This is a genomic window from Candidatus Rubrimentiphilum sp. (assembly GCA_035710515.1).
Lineage (GTDB): Bacteria > Vulcanimicrobiota > Vulcanimicrobiia > Vulcanimicrobiales > Vulcanimicrobiaceae > Rubrimentiphilum.
Window position 1 is genome coordinate 848,998 of record DASTDE010000001.1, and the last position, 18,396, is coordinate 867,393.

The window sequence follows — 18,396 nt, forward strand, 5'->3', positions numbered from 1 at the left end:
ATGCCCGAAGTCCAAGCGCGCCGGATGCTCTCCGGCCGCATTGGCGCATTTTCCGTCCTCGCGCCCGTAGGCTCGTTCGCCGGAAAAGGCACACTACGCGTGCTACGCGTCACCACTTGTCATGGTGAGGTTGCTTGTCATCCTGAGGTATCGAAGGACCCCGAGGTAACGAGGGGCGAGCAACTCGAGCTAACCTGCGGCTATGAATCCTACGAGCGCATTAACTGATGGCTCGAGTATTGCAGCCCTTCGTCTCCGCTCAGGATGACAAAACGGAACTCGATCTCGCCAAGCTCCCGCGTCACGTCGCGATCATTATGGACGGCAACCGCCGGTGGGCGAAAAGCCGGGGTGTGCCCGCGATAGAAGGTCACCGTCGCGGGATGCTTGCGCTGCGAGAAGTAACGCGCGCGTGCAGCGATCTCGGCATTCCGATTTTAACCGTCTACGGTTTCTCCACCGAAAACTGGCGCCGCGACGCGACGGAGATCTCGCTGTTGCTCGACCTGTGCGTGTATTTCGCGCAGAACGAACTCATCGAACTGAGCCGCAATAACGTACGCGTAAACGTTATCGGCGCGTATCGCGCCCTGCCGCAGAGTTCGCGAGAGGCTCTCGATCGCTTGATGGAGCGAACCGCCGGCAATACCGGTCTGGTGCTCAATCTGGCCGTCAACTACAGCGCTCGCGCCGAGTTGCAGCGCGCGGTCAAAGCGATTGCGGCGGATGTGGCGTCTGGCGTTTTGCAGCCCGACGCGATCGATGACGCGACCATTTCGTCGTATCTCTACACCGCCGATCAGCCCGATCCGGACATGCTCATCCGTCCGGGCGGCGAGCACCGGCTCTCAAACTTTCTTCTTTATCAACTCGCTTACACCGAGCTCGTGATGAGCGACGTGTTCTGGCCGGACTTTGGAAGGGACGAATTCATGCGTACGCTGCTGGAGTTTCAGAAGCGGCAGCGGCGCTTCGGGGGCGCGTGAACACGGCGACCCGGCGCGTCCTCGTCGGGATCGCGCTTGCCGTCGTCGGGCTGGGTTCGGTGTTCGTGCCGATCGCATTTTACGTTGTGATCTTGGCGGTCGGCGCGGTGAGTCTCTACGAGTTAGCGCGGCTGTGCGAAATCAAAGGAACGCCCCTGGAATATCAAGTCGCCATCCCGGGCGTACTGATCTACATTCTGCTGAGCATATTCGGCTTGCTGTCGCGCTGGGAGGGCGTGCTGCTGGCGTCGGTCGTGCTGGTGGCGTTTTGGCTGGGGATGTACGGCGAGCAGAAAGGTTACTTCGCGCGCACCGCTTACACGTTGCTGGCGGTCTTGTACATCGGCAAACTGCTGACGTACTTCATTTTTATCCGGCAAGTACCGGGTCGAGGGTTGGATTGGACGCTGTTCGTGATCGTGCTGATCGCACTGACGGACATCTTGGCGATGGTCATCGGCTCGCTGATTGGACGCACGAGTCTGACGAAGATCTCACCCAAGAAAACCGTGGAGGGTTCGGCCGGAGCTCTGGTGTTGGTAACGGCGATTGGGGCCTTTCTCGGAACGACGCCGTACTTGGGCATGCAGTGGTGGCAAGGCGCGGCGCTGGGCGCGGTCACGTGTTTGGCGGCGCAGGCCGGCGACTTGGTAGAGTCGGCGCTGAAACGCGACGCCGGCGTGAAGGATAGCGGCACGGTGATACAAGGCCATGGCGGTGTGCTCGATCGTTTCGACTCGTATCTTTTCGGCGGCATGGCGTTCTACGGCATGCTGCACGTGATCGGATTGCTTCCCTTTGCGTAAGCGCGTAGCGATTCTCGGAAGCACCGGCTCGATTGGGACGCAAGCGCTCGACGTTATCGCGCATCACCCCGACCGCTTTGAGGTTGTTGCTCTGGCAGCCGGCAAACAAGTGGACAAACTGCGCGAGCAGGCGGAGCGCTTTGGCGTCCCGATCAGCGCATCGTCTGCCGATGGCGCCGACGGTTTGCTGCGCGTGTCGGTGGATTCGGCGCCGGATATTTTACTCGCCGCAACCGACGGCTTCGTGTCGTTCGACGCGGTCTTTGCCGCCGTCGAGCGCGGGATTGACGTCGCGGTTGCCAACAAAGAGCTGATTGTAGCGGCCGGCGAGTTGCTCGTCGCGTCAGCGGAGCGCAGCGGATCGCAGATCGTTCCGGTCGACTCGGAGCATTCGGCGATCTTCCAGTGCTTGGCCGGCGAGTCGCGCGATCGCGTGCATTCGATCATTTTGACTGCGTCCGGCGGCCCGTTTTGGCGCAAAACGAAAATCGAGATCGACGATGCCACGCTGGAGGCGGCACTCGCACATCCGACGTGGCAGATGGGCGTGAAGAACACCGTCGACTCCGCGAGCATGATGAACAAAGGGCTCGAAGTGATCGAAGCCAGCCGTCTCTTCGGGCTCCCAGGCGAGCGGATCGGCATCGTAGTTCATCCTCAATCGATTGCGCACGGCATGGTGATCTTCACCGACGGCAACGTCAAGATTCAAGCCGCCGCCCCCGATATGCGGTTGCCGATTGGCTACGCGCTCGCATATCCGGACCGCCTCGACTGTCAGCGTGAGGTATCGGGTTGTCATCGTGAGGTATCGGGTTGTCATCGTGAGGTATCGAACGACCGCGAGCCGCAGCGAGCGGCCCTGAGCGGTAGCGAAGGGTCCGATCCCCTTGTCGCACTCGGTGCCCATCCCGAAGCTGCGGCGCTGCGTTATGATTTCGAGCGGCCGGACCTCGAGCGGTTCCCCTGCGTGCGCCTGGCCTACGAAGCGCTTGCGACGGGCGGCACGATGCCGGCGATTCTGTCGGCGGCAAACGAAATAGCCGTCCAGGCGTTTGTAGAAGGTGAGATCCGCTTTGGGCAGATTCCCGCGGTCATCGAGGAGACGCTGTCTTCGGCGGCGCCCGGCGAATTGAACCTCGAGGCGCTGCGCGCGGCGGACCGGCAGGCTCGCGAACGCGCTCGGGCCGCGGTAGCCGCTGTGCGCCGAGTGAAAGTATGACGATATGTATATAATGATGATTCTCGCCGCAATCACGCTCACGAGCGTCGCGAAGGTCGCGCTCTTCATACTCGTGCTCTCGGTGCTCGTCGTGCTGCACGAATACGGACACTTTATTCTGGCCCGCCTCAGCAAGGTGCGCGTGCTCGAATTCTCGGTCGGCTTCGGTCCGAAGCTCCTCGGCTGGACCAGTCCGCGCAGCGGCACCGCGTACTCGTTGCGCGCGCTGCCCTTGGGCGGCTACTGCGCGATGTACGGCGAGGACAACAAAACCTCGGAAGCCGAGCAGCAGCGTGAGTTCCGTGAAGAAGCGCCGGCGTATGAAGAAGACAATTTCCAATCCAAGAATCCGTGGACGCGCCTGGCCATTATCGCCGCCGGACCGATCGCGAACTTTATTCTTTGTCTGGCCATTCTGTTCGTCAGCGCCGTCGCATTCGGCGTGCAAGGCGACCAGTATCAGCCGCGCATCGGCCCGTTAAGCCCGAACATGCCCGCACAGCGCGCCGGCATGCACGCCGGCGATAAGATCCTGCAGATCAACGGGCAGGTGATAAGCAACGGAAACCAGCTCGTGAAGATCATTCACTCATCGCTGAACAAACCGTTGCGCGTCACGTACGACCACAATGGCGACGTGCGCACGGTGTCGGTCACGCCCGCGCCTTGCCCGGCTCCAAAAGCGGCTGAAGGATGTTTGGGCTTCCAGCCGGTGGCGGTGTTCGAACGCGTCGGATTGGGTGAGGCCGCGCGCGCTTCGCTTGCGAATTTCGTCTTCATCGGACGGCAAGTCTTCGGGAGCCTCGCGCTCCTGGTGAGCCATCCGGTGCAGTACGGAGGCCAGGTGTCGGGGGTCGTGGGCATGGGGCAGGCGGCCATGTCCATTCAGGACTTCGGCTGGGGTCCGTACCTGTTTTTTGCGGCACTGATCTCGTTTGCGCTGGGCCTTTTCAACTTCTTGCCCCTGCCGGCGCTCGACGGCGGCCGCGTCGCCTTCATCATCGCCGAGCTGGTGCGCGGAAAACCCGTCGATCCGGAGAAAGAGGCCTTAGTGCACATCACGGGGTTCGCCGTGCTGATCGCGCTGATGCTCGTCATCAACTTCTATAACGTCGTGCAGATCTATCAAGGAAAGGGACCGTTCTGATTCGCTTAAGGCGTAAAAGCAAACCGGTCTTCTTGCAAAACAAGACCGGAAAGGACGACGCCAAGTCCGTTTGGATCGGCGGCGACCATCCTATCGTCGTGCAGACCATGACGACGACGGACACCGGCGACGCCGACGCGACGCTCGCGCAAATCTATGGGCTGGCCATGGAAGGCGCCGAAGTGGTCCGCGTCACCGTGAAAGATGCGCCCGATGCGGCGGCCATGCCGGCCATCGTTTCGCGCTCGCCTGTTCCGATCGTTGCCGACATTCATTTCGATCATCGCATGGCGCTGGCGGCAATTGAAGCCGGCGTTGCCAAGCTGCGGCTCAACCCGGGCAACATCCGCGACTACAATAAGACGAAGGAAGTCGTCGAAGCGGCCAAAGCGCGCGGCATCCCGATTCGCATCGGCGTCAACATGGGATCGCTGGCGCCCGACCTGGAGAAGACGCTCGGGCACACCCCCGAAGCGATGGTCGAGTCCGCGATGCGTCACGTCGAGATTCTGGAAGACTTGGCGCACACCGACATCGTCATTTCGCTCAAAGCGCACGACGTGATGACCACGGTCGCAGCATACCGTTTGATGGATCGCCGCCTTCGCGAACGCGACACGCCGTACGCGCTGCACTTGGGAATCACGGAAGCGGGGCTGCTGCGCGACGGAACGATAAAGTCGTCGGTCGGCCTGGGCATCTTATTGTTTGAAGGCATCGGCGACACGATCCGGATTTCGCTCGCCGCCGACCCGATCGAAGAGGTTCCGGCCTGCTGGAGTCTGCTGAAATCGTTGGGCTTGCGCGAAAAAGGGTTTGAAATCACCGCCTGTCCGTCATGCGGCCGCGCCGAGATCAGCGTGCTGGAGTTGGGCGAGAGCGTCGAAGCGATCGCCAAAGAATATACGGCGCCCGTCAAAGTTGCGGTCATGGGGTGTGTGGTGAACGGTCCGGGTGAATCGAAGATGGCCGACGTCGGCGTGGCCGGCGGCAAAGGCAAAGGCGCCATCTATCGCGCGGGCGAGTTGGTCGGAACGTTCCCGGAAGATCAGCTGCTCGCAGCGCTTCGCCTCGAGATCGAAAAAGTGATCCGAGAAAAGTACCCGGAGCATGCGGTATAAGGCGCCCGGCTGGAAGACGCTGGCGGTAACCGCAGTCCTGGCGATCGCGGCATCGATCTCCTATACCCTGGCGAAACCGGTGGAAGTGCGCATTGACGGTCAGCCGATGGTGAGCGACGTGCCACCCGTGCGAACGAATGCGGAGACAGTATTCGTGCCGCTGCGTCCCTTGAGCGAAGCGTTAGGCGCCGAGGCGCGCTACGATGATAAATCGGGCGACATCTTCCTGACGCACGGCGACCAACTCTTACATCTGAAGATCGGCGACCGTCATGCAACGCTGAACGGGATGCCCATGACATTGCTCCACGCGCCGTTCCGCGTTCGCGGTCGCGCAATGATCGGGTTGCACACAGTCCAGCGCGCGTTCGGCGTTCGCGTGAAATACGACAAGAGCGCATCCCGCGTCGACGTGGACACGCTAGGCACGGCAGTCTCAGCCAGCCCCTAACTCCGTGTCATGGTGAGCCTGTCGAACCACCCCCGAGCAGTGCGCCTCTGGCGCACGGTGACGAGGGTGCCGTTAGGTAACCGGCACAAGAAGCGCGTAGACGCCGAATCCGATTACGGCTACAAACGCGAACATGTAACCCAGCTGAGCTACCCGCAGAAACGAGCTTTCTCGCCACCAGTTGCGAGTTTGGTATAGCCAGGCTGCCAGCGATATTAGGCCGATGGCCAGCACGATTGCGAGCACGCGCGGGCCGAACAAGAAAAGCAAGTGTGCTTCGACGAGCGACGAGAGGATGAGTAGCCCCGACATGATCGTTTGGACGGCAACCATTACCGGATGCATACCTCGCGGAGCACGCGCGACGTCCGCGTAGCGCGTTTCAACCGAAACAACCGATAGGCAGAGCAGCGCAATCGTTGAGAAGACGATCACATTTGCGAATGGGAGAAACGGGATCGCCGGGAACGAAAATATTAGGTCCTTCCTTCCGGCTTGGTAGATCTCCAAGCGATTGGACAGCCTTGCGAAACGCGCATACGTGTCCGCAGGGACGGAGATATCTTGGTTCGCGTCCCATTCCACCTCGCCAGAATAGCTCTGCTCCTTTTCGGCATTGGCGCGGCCCAACACGATCGAAGATGCCGCGAAATTATTTCGCTCCAAGAAGATGGTTGCACGGTCTCGAGGTGCGGCTAGATTTGAAAGAGCGTCGTCCTCCGTCGAGCCTTTGCTTTCCGCCGTGATCGCCCACATGTAGCGAGGAACGCTATCCGGGAACACGGTGCTTTGAGAGAAGACGATATAAAGCACGCTTATCAGCGTCAGCGCCCCGAACACGCAGATAATGACGGGGACTACGCGCGAAACGTGCCGCACTTAGGCCTCTTGCAGGCCCTCGGGTTCAAGAACGGGGACGACGTCATCCGGATCGGATTTGCGGAAGCCGTAGGCAAAGAAGAAGATCAGGCCGACGAGAAGCGCGCCCGCAAACCATAGCCAAGTCGTGCGCGAGAGTCCGAATACAGCCAAGAACAGCGAGCACAGGATCCCAAGTATCGGGAAAAGCGGAACGAACGGCACGCGGAAGCTGCGCGGCAGATCGGGTTTGCGGTGCCGTAAATACAGCACGCCCGCGCACACAACCGTGAATGCAATCAGCGTTCCGATGTTCACCAGGTTCAAGAGCTGGTTGAGCGGCACGATGAGCGCCAGTAGCGAAACGGCGATTCCCGTGAGCATGGTTGTGATTGCCGGCGTTTTGAAACGCGGGTGCACTTTGGCGACGACCGGCGGCAGCATTTTATCGCGCGCCATTACGTAAAAGATCCGCGATTGTCCGAGCAGGGAGCTCAGCGCGACGCTCGTCGTTCCGGCCAGCACGCCCATCGTGATCACCCAATTCAGCCACGGCATATGCAGCGGAGCGAGCGCATAGACCAGGGGGTTTTTGATCGGCACCTTGTCCCACGGCACCGCGCCGACCAGCACCAGCGCCGTCGCGCAGTAGATAACCGTACCGATGGCCAGCGCGCCGATCACGCCCATCGGCACGTCGCGCTGCGGGTTCTTGCACTCCTCGGCCGTCGTCGTCGCCGTGTCGAATCCGATGTAGCTGAAGAAGACATATGCGGAGATCGCGATGATGCCGTACGGCTGCGCCGAGGACGAGTAGTCCATCATTCCGCCAAAGGGCTGCAACGCGCCCCATCCATGCGGACTAAAGTTCGCAAAGTTGGCAATGTGCACTAGCGACAGACCCGCGATAATGAAGACGATCAGCGCCGAAATTTTCAGCACGACGAAAATGTTGTTGGTCGTGGCGGTTTCGCGGATTCCGATCGAGAGCAAGACGCTGAGCAGAAGTACGAACAGCGCGCCGAGCAAGTCCACCTGCGAATGCGCGAGATCCCAGTTTTGCGGAATCCACCACGAGCCGTGAATGATCAGCGCCGACTGCTGGGCCCAATAGGGAAGCGGCAGGCCGAACGTCTTTAGGACGTCTTGAAGCGCCGCAGAAAACTGCTGCGCGACCGGAGCGGCGCTGATGCCGTATTCGAAGATCAGCGCGAAGCCGATAATCCAGGCGAAGAGTTTTCCCATGGTCGCGTACGCATAGGTATAGGCGCTGCCCGCGACGGGCACCATCGCGCCGAGCTCGGCGTAACAGAGCGCCGCAAAGAACGACGTGAGCCCGGCCAGCAAATACGAAACGATGACAGCCGGACCGGCGCCTTTGACGCCGGTTCCGATCGTGGTGAAAATGCCGCCCCCGATCATCGTCCCGAGACCGATGGCGACGAGGTCCTTCGCGGTCAGCGCGCGCCGCAAAATCTTACGCTTGCCGAGTTCCCGCAGCTTCTCGACATTCGTTGTTTGGAATAAACGGGCGCCGAACGAACTCATCCGCGATCCTCCGGGGGCTGTGACGCAGCGTCCCACTGCGTCTCGGGCGCATCCGCATCCAGACTGACTGCGCGCGCCCAAACGAACAGCGCATCCGAGAGACGGTTCAAGAAACGGAGGGTCTCGCCCGAGATTTCCGGTTCCTGCTCCATGAGCGAAATCAACAGCCGCTCGGCGCGCCGGCAGATCGTTCGCGCGTAATGCAGATGCGCGCCGGCGAAATCGCCGCCCGGCAAGATAAAGGCGTGCAGCGGTTCGAGATCGGCCTCGGTTTCGTCTATCCCGCGTTCGAGCGCCGCAATCTCGGCCTCGCCGATCAGCGGCATGCCTGCCCACCGATGCGCAACCGGAGTCGCAAGCTCGGTGCCCAGGTTGAAGAGCATGTTCTGCGTCCACGCGAGCCACGCGTCGATCCGGCGCATGTCGGCGTCGCTTCGCGCGGCGTCCCGCAAGTGCGAGCGGGCCACGCCGATGGCGGTGGAGAGCTCGTCGACGGTCCCGTAGGTTTCGATGCGCGGACTGTTCTTGGAAACGCGCTCGCCGCCGACGAGTCCGGTTTGCCCCGCATCGCCGGCCCGGGTGTAGATGCGCGTTCGCTTCGCCATGCTGCTCCTTGCAACGTTCGCGGGCTCCAGGCCTTTTGAAAACGGAACGGACGGCCGGCGGCGAACGTATGCCAGGGTATGAGCAAGAGCATCGAACGCCGCGCGTTTCTAGCGGCCTGCGCCGCCGTGTCTGCAAGCGCCGCCCTGGGCAACGGCATCGCCTACGGACAACAAACCGGCTTCTCGTCCGTGAAGGTTCAACTCGACGCCGAACCTTCGGGCCGACGAGTGTTGGCGGAGTTCATGGGCCTGAGCTTCGAAGCTTCGCTGATACCCGGCGGAGCGTTTTTTAACGGCGGCAACCGCGCGCTGATCGATTACGTCCGCGGGCTGGGCAGCCGTGGCGTGTTGCAATTCAGCGGCGCGAATCTCAACTCGACCACCTACACCGCCGACGATCTGGCGAAGCTGGCGCAGTTTGCGTCGGCGACCGGCTGGCGCGTTTTGCTTGGTTTGAGCATGACTGCGCCTGTATTTAGCGTCGCCGATCAGGCCGCCAAAGCCACTCAGGCGTTGGGACAGCAGCTCTTGGCGTTCGAAATCGGGAACGCTCCCGACCAGCAGTTCAAAGATTACGGTTCGTTTCTGTCCGCGTTTCGCGCGCGCGTCTCGTCGATAAGCGCTAACGCTCCGACGGCAATGTACGCCGGGCCGGGGACGGCCTCGCACCCTGATTGGCTCAACCGGTTTGCGCCGGACGAACGCCCGCAAATCGTGCTGCTCACGCAACAATACAAACACACCGGCGGCGAGGAGAGCCTGCGTGCCGGCGTGCGAAATATTCCTAAGATCACGGCAGTCACCGATTTGCCGTACCGCATCGAGCAGATCGTCTCGGATCGCAACAATGTGGCAAATGCATTATGGGCGATTGACTTTGCGTTCGAGCTGGCCGGCAGCGGCGCCGACGGCGCGAACTTTCACGATGATGCCGACGGGCTGCAGCAAGGCGCACTCTATCAAGCGCTGCAACTGTTCAAGGAATCGGTTGGTACACGTTTGATCAATGTGAGCCTACAGACTGCGCCCAACAACTTCACCGCCTGGGCAGTGCAGCGGGACGATGGAACACGTTTAATCACACTGATCAATCGGGATGCGATCGTCGGCGCAACCGTGACGCTGAATGCCGGGCGCGCGCCGAACAACCCGCGAGTGCGCCGGATAACTGGCTTGAGCACCGACACGACGCAGATCAACGTGGTCGGGTGGCAGCCCGCCGACCTAGCGGATCTTGAAGTGCCGCCTGCCTCCGCAGCGCTCATAACGCTCTGATGCCCGAACTTCCTGAGCAGGAGCCGCTGGTCAAAGAGATCCCGCCCAAGAGCGCGGATCTCTCTGCGTGGTACACCGCAGTTTGCTTGAAAGCCGAGCTCGTGTCATACGCTCCGGTGCGCGGCTGCGTTGTCTTGCGCCCGTACGGGTTCGGCCTGTGGGAAAATCTGCAGCGCGAACTCGACGCGCGTTTCAAAGAGACCGGGCATGAAAATGCCTATTTTCCGCTGCTGATTCCGGAGAGCTTACTGACGCGCGAAGCCGAGCACGTCGAGGGGTTTGCGCCCGAAGTTGCGTGGGTTACGCAAGGCGGCCAGGAAAAACTTGACGAGCGACTGGCGATCCGCCCGACGTCGGAGGTGACCGTCGGCGTCATGTACGCCAAATGGATCGAATCGCATCGCGATCTGCCGGTGCTCATCAATCAATGGGCCAACGTCGTGCGTTGGGAGAAGGCGACGCGGCCGTTTCTGCGCACGATGGAGTTTCTCTGGCAAGAGGGGCACACCGCACACGCGACCGCCGAGGAAGGGCGCGAGGAAACGGAACGGATGCTCGGAGTCTATCGCGACTTCGCCGAGAATGTTGCCGCCGTTCCCGTATATGCCGGCCGCAAGAGCGCGAGCGAGCGTTTTCCGGGCGCCGTTGAAACCTATTCCATCGAAGCGCTGATGCCCGACTGCAAGGCGCTTCAATCGGCTACCTCGCACGATCTCGGGCAAAACTTTAGCCGCGCCTACGACATTACGTTCAACGACGCCGACCAGCAGGTCAAGTACGTGTATACGACGTCGTGGGGGATGTCGTGGCGCATGCTTGGCGGCGTGATTATGGTGCATGGCGACGATCGCGGGCTGCGCATTCCGCCGAAACTCGCGCCCATTGAAGCCGTCATCGTACCGATTGTCAAAGGCGAGGACCGCGCCGCGCTCGACAAAGCGCAGGAGATCGGAAAGAAGTTGCGCGCCGAAGGCCTGCGCGTGCGCGTGGACGATCGCGATCGTTCGCCGGGATACAAGTATAGTGACTGGGAGATGCGCGGCGTTCCTTTGCGAATTGAAATCGGACCGCGCGACTTACAGAGCGGCACGGCGACGATCGTCCGGCGAGACAAACAGAAGGGCGAAGAGGGCTCGAAGACAGCCGTCGCGTTTGACGCGCTCGGTAAGACCTTGCGCGAATTACTCGATGCGATTCAAGCGTCCATGTATGCGCAGGCCAAAGAGTTTCTCGCCGCGCACACGTTCGCCGTCAGCGACCGCGCCGAGTTCTTCGAGAAGTGCAAGAATCGCGCCGGGATGATCGACATTCCGTGGTGCGCCCGGCCCGAGTGTGAGGCCGAAGTGAAGAACAAGACCTCGGCAACCACCCGCAACACGCGCGATCTCCAGATCCCGGGCGCGGTGTGCGTCGCATGCGGAGAACCTGCAAAAGTCAACGCGTATTTTGCTCAAAGCTATTAGCCTCGCCGCGATCCTGGTCGCACAGCTCTTTCCGACCGCGCCACCCACGGTGGACAAGCTGGATGCTGACGCGCGCGCGTCCGGTAACCGTAAAGCTATTGCCGTCACAATCGGGCGCGCGCTTTTTAGGACGCGCTGGCCCGCGCAAGTGCTCAACGTCTACGCCGATGGATTTGCGGGGCACGACATTGCCGGTCTACGCGTCAACGGCGAGCACTTTCATCACACGTTGACTCGGAGCGAATTCGAAGAAGAGATTTCGTCGCTCGCGCGCGAGACGTTCGCGGCGGCGCCGGTGGACGAGGTGGACATTTGGGTTAGCGTTCCGCTGGTAGTGGGCAAGGATGTCGTTGTGAGCGGCGACCTCGCAGTGCCCAGTTCCCGCGCAGTCTTCACCGTGAGCGTGCGGCGCGGCGAGAGCGGCATTTCGTTCATTCGGCGGCTGCACGCAGGCGCCGGAGTCTTTTGGGACCAGGAGTGGGCCCGTACTGCTTTAAAGTGAAGGGTCCGAATGTATCGTAAGAGCGTCCTTTCGAACGGCGTCCGCGTCATCACGGAGTCGATGCCCGGCTTCCGTTCCGCCTCGATCGGCATTTGGGCCGACGTGGGCTCGGCCGTCGAGCAGCCGCAAGTGCGGGGCGTTTCGCACATGGTCGAGCACATGCTCTTCAAAGGTACGGAACGGCGCACCGCGCGCCAGATCGCCGAAGAGATGGACGGCGTCGGCGGAAACCTGAACGCTTTTACCGATAAAGAAGCGACCTGTTACTACGCCAAGGTCATGGACGTACATCTGCCGCTGGCGGTGGACGTGCTCTGCGACATGTTCTTAAATTCGCGGTTCGATCCGTCCGAACTCGGCAAAGAGCAAAAGGTCGTCCTTGAAGAGATCAAGATGTACGACGACTCGCCCGACGAGTTAATTCACGATCTCTTTATTCAAACGATGTGGCGCGGCAGCAACCTGGGTTCGCCGACGATTGGCTTTGCCGACACGGTGACCAAGCTTTCACAGAGCGATCTGCGCGCGCACATGACGCGCCACTATGCGCCCAACTCGGTCGTGGTGGCCGCGGCGGGAAACGTTGACCACGACGCGCTCGCCGAGATGCTCGAAAAAGCACTCGCGCCGTTCAAGGGTACCTGCGACCTTCCTGTTCCGGAAACTCCGCCGTCCACTCCGGCTTCGCTGTTCCGGCAAAAAGACAGCGAGCAAGCGTATTTGGTGCTCGGAACGACGGGGCTTTCGGTGCGCGACGAACGCCGCTATCAGCTTTCGGTACTCGACACCATTTTAGGCGGCGGTATGTCGAGCCGCCTGTTCCAAGAGATTCGCGAGAAGCGCGGACTCGTCTACACCGTCTATTCTTTCCAAGCCTCGTATCGCGGCGCCGGACTCTTTGCAGTCTATGCCGGCACGTCGCCGCAGAGCGTGGCCGAGTGCGTCTCGCTCATCGGCGATCAGTTCTTGCAGATGCGACGCCAGCGCGTGGGCGACGCCGAGCTGCGCCTGGCGAAAGAGCATATTAAAGGAAGCCTCTCGCTTTCGCTCGAGAGCACGTCCGGCCGCATGATTCGCCTCGGACGCAGTGAGTTTTCGCTCGGACGCGACCTGCCGATTGACGAGATCGTAGCCAAGGTAGAGGCAGTTACGCCGCAAGAGATCCAAGAGCTCGCTCAAGAGCTCTTGAGGGAAGAGAATCTCGGACTCTGCGTCCTCGGACCCGTCGACGAGGCGTCCGTCGCGTGGAACCGTAGCGCTGCCTAATCACGGCGCCGTGGCGCTGATCCCGTTTTGGTCCTGGCAGCTTCTCGTCGCCCTTCTGATCAACGTCGCGGTGCAAGCGATGGCAATTGGCGCATACGCCGCGCGCTTGGCGGGCGTCCGAACCGGACGAATCGCAACGTCGATTTCGCTTTTCAACCTGTTTATGACCGCCAGCCGTCTGGCAACCCTCGTCTATACCCTGATGCTCGGCCCGCTGTCGGACAGCGCGGGCAACGCGGTGCGCGCCTTGCTCTCGCGTCATCCGGTGCTGCCGTTCGCGCAGGTGCAAATCGCGGACGTTCAGCACACGTTCGAATTGCAGCTGCGCCTGATTATCGCGGCCGGCACGATCGGAACCGTTCTTGGAAGCTTGCTGCTGCCGGTGTTCACGTTCATGTACGTGCGGGGCGTCCGGTCCTTCGAGCGCACGAAATCGCTGCCCCACTCACTGGCGCGCCTGTTCTATCCCAGCGTGATGTTGGAGGTCATGCGACAGATCCGGATTCCGCACTATAGCGAGATATTCTCGTTTTCAGCGCGCAACATTCCAAAGCGCCTGCTCGTTTTTAACGTGGTTGTCACCGCCGTGTATGCGATCGGCGTGGTAGCCGCGTACTACGCGAGCGTGCTCGACGTAAACGTCGCGCGAACCGCAATCGGCATCTCCGGCATCATCAACGGAATCGGGACCATCGCCTTTACGTTCTTCGTAGACCCGACCTCGTCGATCATCGTGGATGAGGCCGTAAAAGGGGAGCGGCCCCATGCCGACGTGAAGGCGATGGTCTTCTATCTGTCGCTGACGGCGATTATCGGCTGGCTGCTGTCCCAGGCGCTGCTTTCTCCCGCTGCCTGGATCATTGCGGCCGTCGCTCACCTCGTCAATCACGGCCGGTAGACTTTGAGAACCTCAACATGAAGAAACAATTCGTTCGTCTAGTACTCTGTGCAGCGAGTTTGGCATTCGCCACGACCGGCTGCGCCGGCACGATCCAGCGCTGGATCGTGGACACGCGCGTGCACCAGGGTGACACGGCTGTCGCTCGTGGGAGTTATCACGAGGCGGCGACGGCCTACCGGTTGGCTTTACGCGTTGACCCGACGGATCCGCGCGCGCGCTCCGGATTCTCGACGGTCTCCGCGGACATCGCGGACGCCGACTTCCGCACGGGCAACTACGACGATGCGCTGGCAACGATTAACTCGGCGCAGAAGTACGATCCGGCCAGCGTGAGATTGCAAGCGCTCCGTTCGCAGATCGACGACGCCCGGCTGAAACGCGAGATCGTGCTTTCGAACTATCCGACGTATCGGGCGGCGGGCGCCGATATTCAGGCCGCCTATATCGCGCTGCGCGCACAGAATACGCTGATCGTGCACAGCTTGCACCGGTTCGCGTATACGTACAACACGCAAGACCTCACGCGCGCGATTGAAGACTCCTACGAGCTCCAGCGCGACATCATCAAGAATACGAACAGGCTGATCGCGTACCGCCAGCTTGTCGAGTCGGGAGTGCCGGCGACGGAAAAGGCGGCCGCTACGGCTGTTTCGGGTTCGCTGCTGCCGCTGCCTTAAACGTACACAAGCCGCGCGCAGTGAGCCACTGCCGCGCGAGATGGGCGTGCTCGGCCTTGCGGAATTCGAGCCACGCTTTTTGGGTGCCGGGCTTGATGCGTTTCAGATCCGTTTCGTAGACGAGCCACTCCGCGTGCGGGTTCACCACGGGAAACCGCTGCATCCAAGCACAGAGTTCGATGTTCCGGTAGAACCGTTTCCGTTCGATCACGATGAAGTAACGCGAGCCCTTGCGGATCGCGCTCTGCTCGTCGCGCGGAATCCAGACGTACGGGTCCTCTTCCCAGCCGTAGCGCCCGATGTAGTAGAGTACGGACGGATCGAAATGACCGACCACAACCAGCACGTTCGGCAGCAGCGTTTTGTTGAGCGTTATCGCGTTGCGGTAGACGCTCTTTGAGTACGCATAGTACGGCTTGACGATCTGAACGTTCTGATAGCCGATCGCTGCCAACGCCAGAAGGCCCAGCGCGGCGGCGAGATACTTGAGGTTCCGATCGAGGGCGCTTTGCGAGACCGCGCTAATCAGCCGCGTCGCGAAACCGGCGGCGGCGAGTGCGGCGAGCGGCACGAGCACGAACATGTAGTAATCCACGCGCTCGACCGTCACCACGACATAGACGTACGCCAACCCGGCGGCGAGCCACGCCCACAGCAAGGAGCGCGAGCGTGTGACGCGTGGCGGCAGCAAGAGCCCCAGCACGGCAAGGGCGGTAACGCCGGGGCCGATCATCGTCCGGGTGAGCTCTCCCAGCATCACGCGAAAACGGAGCGTTTTTAAAAGGAACGCGGCGCCGTTCTGCAGCGAAGCCTGGAGCGACGGTAAGACGTGCAGCGCGAAGATGCCGCTGGTCCAATGCCACTCGGCGTGCGCCGCCACAGCCTTGTCGTACAGCGAATAAAGAAGAAGGGGGACGACGATGATCGCCGTCGCCGGCAAAACGCTGAATGTCCGGCCGGATCGGATGCGTTCGATCATCAGCACGAGTATGGGCACGAAGACGACGATCGCTACCGGCTTTGCGAGCAGCGCTATCGCCAGCAAGACCGTGCACCAAACCACGCTTCGGGCCCGCCATCGTTCCTCGTCGAGGACCAAACGGCAGATCGCGTACAGCGCCGCGGTCATGAAAAAGACCATCGCTGCGTCAGGCGTAAAGGTCCGCCCGTAGTAGACGCTGCCCGGCATGATCGCGTAAAACAATGCGGCGAGTATCCCCGCGGCCGCGCTCGCGAACAGCCACCGCCCGAAGAACGCCAGCAGCGCGACCGTGCCCAAACTGAACGCGATCGTGATCAGGCGGCCGAAGATTTCGTGTACGCCGAAGATTTTGTAGAGCGTTGCAGCCAGAAAAGGCACGATCTGCAGCTCCAACTCGACGTAGTTCGGCGGCGGGCCGTCGTAGTTGGTCTGCGGGTACAGAATGTTGTATTGAAGCGTTGCGAAGTTCCGCGCAATCGAGGCTTCGTCACCCTGGCGCCAGCCCGGATGATCCAAGAGCGGATTGTGGATGCCTTTGAGGCGCAGAATCAAACCGATCAGGAGCATCACGGCGACGCCCAGCGTCCATAGGGCCCGCCGCGTTTGGTCTGCGGTTAGTCTACGTGTTTGAACGTCCAATATTTGTTCAGGAAGAAGTTCACGAGCATGCCGGAGACCGTGGCGACGAACCACGTCTTATGCCCGTGACCGAGGTACGGCGAGACGAGCGCCGAGACGCCCAAGCCGACGCCGAGCGCCAGCGCCGAGACGGTGAGGAACTGCGATCCTTCAACGAACGCGTGCCCGGATGAGCGGAACGTCCAGTTTCGATTGAAGTAGTAATTCGAAACTCCGCCGGTAAGAAACGCCACGGAGTAAATCACGTAATACTGCGCCGGCTGTTCGTGATGCGGTACGAGGCGCTGCAGCAGCGTAAAAACGACAAGGTTGACGATGAAGCCCGAGGCGCCGACGATCCCGAACTTGACGAACTGGCGCACGCCGCGGCGCCGGGTGACGCTATGCAACCCAATACCAGTCGGCAAATAAGACGGTGAAGAGTCCGAGCAGCGGGAGGGAGAGCGCGACGATGGCATTGTTGACCCGCGGCCGCCCGCCCCAAAGCGCTAAGATCGCGAACATCGGAAAGAGCACGAGCGCGAAGCGCGGCATGCTCATCAGGCTGGACGTGCACAGCGGCATCAAAATGGAGAGCGCCATGTAGGCGATGTACGACGGCTTCAGCTTGCGCCATCCGGCCGCGAGCACGCCGATCATCAACGCGGTAAAGACCAGTTCGAGCACTTGCTGCGCGACGGTTTGCGGTCCGGCCGCCGTCAGAATCTTGTGAATCGAGTTTCCGACCGATGTCCACGGTGCGGCGAGTTGCCGGTTCCAATGCGCCTGGACGTGCGTGAAGTAGAGCGGATCGCCGTTGAGGACCCAGAGATAGCCCATGAAGATCAGCAAGCCGAGCGGGATAAAGACAATCGGCACGAGGTTGCGCGCGCCCGCCGCCAGGTCGTCGCGATACGCGCTCCACCACTCGATCGCAAAGGGCACGACCAGCAGAATCCCTTCGACTCGCGTTAGCGACGCCAGGAGTCCAATCGCACCTGCCAGCCACCAGCGGCGCTCGCGCATGTAATAGAACGAGGCAACGGTGAGCATGAGGAAGAGCGACTCGGTATAAACGGCCGAGAAGAAGACCGCCGTCGGAAAGATCGAGATGTAGAAGATCGCGCGCCGGGCCACCGTGCGGTCGAACTCGTGCTCGACCAGCTTATAAAGGAAGAGCAGCGCGAAGAAGAACGCGATGTTCGAGATGATGAGCCCTGCGACCAGGTGATTGCCGACGAACTTTGCCAGAATCGCGATCAGCAGTGGAAGGAGCGGAAAGAACGCCATGTCCGTGCCGTGATAGCCGTTAATCGAGATGTCCAGGTAGTGAACCGCGTCCCAGCGTCCCCAAACGGCCAGAAGCAGCGTGCGGGATTCTTGCACGTGCGTTCCGGCGCGCTGGCCGATAATGACCGCCGCCAGTTCGGCGATGACGATAATGGCGAAACGCGTGACCAGAAAGTCAACGGTAACGTCGCGGACGGTTTCGTTAAAGCGCGCGGCCACGGCCAACTTCGAAATGCAGAACAGCGCGGCGCAATAGACGAAGAGACGGATCCCGCCATGCGTCAGCCACAGCGGCAAAAAAAACGAAAGCCATAACAGAACGAATACCGACCACGCGATCGCGTCGTATTGCAGCGATCGCTGATACTTGATGCCGGTGCGGGACGCAAAATAGTCGCTGTACGCCTGCCATGCCCAGATGGTGCCGACCAAACCGATCACCAGCAGTAGCGGCAGACCCGCGCCGGTGAGCGTTGAATCGTGCAGCGGTACGACAAATGCGTACCACGCAAAGAATCCAAGCGTGAAGCCCGCGGCTGCAACGCCCGCCAGCGGCGCCCAACCCGCGGCAAGTAAGGCTTGCAGCGCGTTCGAATGGATGCGAAGAGTGCGTTGTGAATCGTCGAGTTGCACGGATACGTGCATCTTCTAAAGGAATCGCCTCGCTTCCCCCGGTAG

General features: G+C 61.1%; 19 protein-coding genes. 13 read left to right on the forward strand and 6 right to left on the reverse strand.

Annotated features, from left to right (window positions below; translation table 11 throughout):
• Genes VFO29_04270 through VFO29_04300 form a run of 7 tightly spaced genes read left to right on the forward strand, consistent with a single transcriptional unit; the run spans window position 1 to window position 5,733 of the window.
• Entirely contained in the window at window positions 1–228 is a 228-nt protein-coding gene (locus VFO29_04270) for a hypothetical protein (protein HET9392728.1), read from the forward strand.
• A complete protein-coding gene (locus tag VFO29_04275; GenBank protein HET9392729.1) occupies window positions 228–986 on the forward strand; it encodes an isoprenyl transferase in 759 nt (252 codons plus the stop codon). Before VFO29_04270 ends, VFO29_04275 begins: the two co-directional genes overlap by 1 nt.
• The gene (locus tag VFO29_04280; GenBank protein HET9392730.1) at window positions 983–1,792 is read left to right on the forward strand and encodes a phosphatidate cytidylyltransferase; all 810 of its coding nucleotides are present in this window, start codon (window positions 983–985) and stop codon (window positions 1,790–1,792) included. Before VFO29_04275 ends, VFO29_04280 begins: the two co-directional genes overlap by 4 nt.
• The gene (locus VFO29_04285; GenBank protein HET9392731.1) at window positions 1,785–3,014 is read left to right on the forward strand and encodes a 1-deoxy-D-xylulose-5-phosphate reductoisomerase; all 1,230 of its coding nucleotides are present in this window, start codon (window positions 1,785–1,787) and stop codon (window positions 3,012–3,014) included. The genes VFO29_04280 and VFO29_04285 overlap by 8 nt, the downstream gene beginning before the upstream one ends.
• Window positions 3,015–3,027: 13 nt before the next feature.
• Window positions 3,028–4,161 (forward strand): M50 family metallopeptidase, encoded by a 1,134-nt coding sequence (locus tag VFO29_04290; protein ID HET9392732.1) that lies wholly within the window; start codon window positions 3,028–3,030, stop codon window positions 4,159–4,161.
• Window positions 4,162–4,193: 32 nt separating this feature from the next.
• Entirely contained in the window at window positions 4,194–5,282 is a 1,089-nt protein-coding gene (gene ispG / locus VFO29_04295; GenBank protein ID HET9392733.1) for a flavodoxin-dependent (E)-4-hydroxy-3-methylbut-2-enyl-diphosphate synthase, read from the forward strand.
• Window positions 5,272–5,733, forward strand: coding sequence for a copper amine oxidase N-terminal domain-containing protein (locus VFO29_04300; protein ID HET9392734.1), 462 nt, complete (start codon window positions 5,272–5,274; stop codon window positions 5,731–5,733). The genes ispG and VFO29_04300 overlap by 11 nt, the downstream gene beginning before the upstream one ends.
• Before the next feature lie 72 nt (window positions 5,734–5,805).
• Here the strand turns inward: VFO29_04300 and VFO29_04305 are convergent, their stop codons facing one another.
• The 3 genes from VFO29_04305 to VFO29_04315 are packed head-to-tail and all read right to left on the reverse strand — an operon-like array spanning window position 5,806 to window position 8,744.
• Window positions 5,806–6,612, reverse strand: coding sequence for a hypothetical protein (locus VFO29_04305; protein HET9392735.1), 807 nt, complete (start codon window positions 6,610–6,612; stop codon window positions 5,806–5,808).
• Window positions 6,613–8,139 (reverse strand): amino acid permease, encoded by a 1,527-nt coding sequence (locus VFO29_04310; protein HET9392736.1) that lies wholly within the window; start codon window positions 8,137–8,139, stop codon window positions 6,613–6,615.
• Entirely contained in the window at window positions 8,136–8,744 is a 609-nt protein-coding gene (locus tag VFO29_04315; GenBank protein HET9392737.1) for a cob(I)yrinic acid a,c-diamide adenosyltransferase, read from the reverse strand. Before VFO29_04315 ends, VFO29_04310 begins: the two co-directional genes overlap by 4 nt.
• A 78-nt stretch (window positions 8,745–8,822) precedes the next feature.
• On the opposite strand from VFO29_04315, the gene VFO29_04320 reads away from it, so the two are divergent.
• Genes VFO29_04320 through VFO29_04345 form a run of 6 tightly spaced genes read left to right on the forward strand, consistent with a single transcriptional unit; the run spans window position 8,823 to window position 14,828 of the window.
• Window positions 8,823–10,019 carry a twin-arginine translocation signal domain-containing protein gene (locus VFO29_04320; GenBank protein ID HET9392738.1) on the forward strand — a complete coding sequence of 399 codons (1,197 nt, stop codon included), beginning with the start codon at window positions 8,823–8,825 and terminating at the stop codon, window positions 10,017–10,019.
• On the forward strand, window positions 10,019–11,482 hold the full coding sequence (gene proS, locus VFO29_04325) for a proline--tRNA ligase (GenBank protein HET9392739.1): 1,464 nt from the start codon (window positions 10,019–10,021) through the stop codon (window positions 11,480–11,482). Before VFO29_04320 ends, proS begins: the two co-directional genes overlap by 1 nt.
• Window positions 11,466–11,984: a hypothetical protein gene (locus tag VFO29_04330; GenBank protein ID HET9392740.1), complete on the forward strand. Its 519-nt coding sequence runs from the start codon at window positions 11,466–11,468 to the stop codon at window positions 11,982–11,984. The genes proS and VFO29_04330 overlap by 17 nt, the downstream gene beginning before the upstream one ends.
• A 9-nt stretch (window positions 11,985–11,993) precedes the next feature.
• Window positions 11,994–13,250 carry a pitrilysin family protein gene (locus VFO29_04335; GenBank protein ID HET9392741.1) on the forward strand — a complete coding sequence of 419 codons (1,257 nt, stop codon included), beginning with the start codon at window positions 11,994–11,996 and terminating at the stop codon, window positions 13,248–13,250.
• A 10-nt stretch (window positions 13,251–13,260) separates the two neighbouring features.
• The gene (locus tag VFO29_04340) at window positions 13,261–14,148 is read left to right on the forward strand and encodes a DUF2837 family protein (GenBank protein ID HET9392742.1); all 888 of its coding nucleotides are present in this window, start codon (window positions 13,261–13,263) and stop codon (window positions 14,146–14,148) included.
• Window positions 14,149–14,165: 17 nt separating this feature from the next.
• Entirely contained in the window at window positions 14,166–14,828 is a 663-nt protein-coding gene (locus tag VFO29_04345; protein HET9392743.1) for a tetratricopeptide repeat protein, read from the forward strand.
• Here VFO29_04345 and VFO29_04350 read toward each other — a convergent pair.
• From VFO29_04350 to VFO29_04360, 3 genes are read right to left on the reverse strand one after another with little or no spacing between them, the layout of a single operon-like run.
• Complete coding sequence (locus VFO29_04350) at window positions 14,791–16,449, reverse strand: glycosyltransferase family 39 protein (protein ID HET9392744.1); 1,659 nt, start codon at window positions 16,447–16,449, stop codon at window positions 14,791–14,793. The two genes, VFO29_04345 and VFO29_04350, sit on opposite strands and share 38 nt — an antisense overlap.
• Window positions 16,425–16,838 (reverse strand): GtrA family protein, encoded by a 414-nt coding sequence (locus tag VFO29_04355; GenBank protein ID HET9392745.1) that lies wholly within the window; start codon window positions 16,836–16,838, stop codon window positions 16,425–16,427. Before VFO29_04355 ends, VFO29_04350 begins: the two co-directional genes overlap by 25 nt.
• Window positions 16,831–18,363: a mannosyltransferase family protein gene (locus tag VFO29_04360; protein HET9392746.1), complete on the reverse strand. Its 1,533-nt coding sequence runs from the start codon at window positions 18,361–18,363 to the stop codon at window positions 16,831–16,833. The genes VFO29_04355 and VFO29_04360 overlap by 8 nt, the downstream gene beginning before the upstream one ends.
• Window positions 18,364–18,396 lie beyond the last annotated feature (33 nt).

Excerpts from the sequence above, each read along its gene's own strand:
- VFO29_04345 (HET9392743.1), top strand. The coding sequence starts at position 14,166 with ATGAAGAAACAATTCGTTCGTCTAGTACTCTGTGCAGCGAGTTTGGCA.
- VFO29_04315 (HET9392737.1), bottom strand. The coding sequence starts at position 8,744 with ATGGCGAAGCGAACGCGCATCTACACCCGGGCCGGCGATGCGGGGCAA.
- VFO29_04320 (HET9392738.1), top strand. The coding sequence starts at position 8,823 with ATGAGCAAGAGCATCGAACGCCGCGCGTTTCTAGCGGCCTGCGCCGCC.
- VFO29_04290 (HET9392732.1), top strand. The coding sequence starts at position 3,028 with ATGATGATTCTCGCCGCAATCACGCTCACGAGCGTCGCGAAGGTCGCG.
- VFO29_04360 (HET9392746.1), bottom strand. The coding sequence starts at position 18,363 with ATGCACGTATCCGTGCAACTCGACGATTCACAACGCACTCTTCGCATC.
- VFO29_04300 (HET9392734.1), top strand. The coding sequence starts at position 5,272 with ATGCGGTATAAGGCGCCCGGCTGGAAGACGCTGGCGGTAACCGCAGTC.
- VFO29_04335 (HET9392741.1), top strand. The coding sequence starts at position 11,994 with ATGTATCGTAAGAGCGTCCTTTCGAACGGCGTCCGCGTCATCACGGAG.
- VFO29_04310 (HET9392736.1), bottom strand. The coding sequence starts at position 8,139 with ATGAGTTCGTTCGGCGCCCGTTTATTCCAAACAACGAATGTCGAGAAG.
- proS (HET9392739.1), top strand. The coding sequence starts at position 10,019 with ATGCCCGAACTTCCTGAGCAGGAGCCGCTGGTCAAAGAGATCCCGCCC.
- VFO29_04270 (HET9392728.1), top strand. The coding sequence starts at position 1 with ATGCCCGAAGTCCAAGCGCGCCGGATGCTCTCCGGCCGCATTGGCGCA.
- VFO29_04275 (HET9392729.1), top strand. The coding sequence starts at position 228 with ATGGCTCGAGTATTGCAGCCCTTCGTCTCCGCTCAGGATGACAAAACG.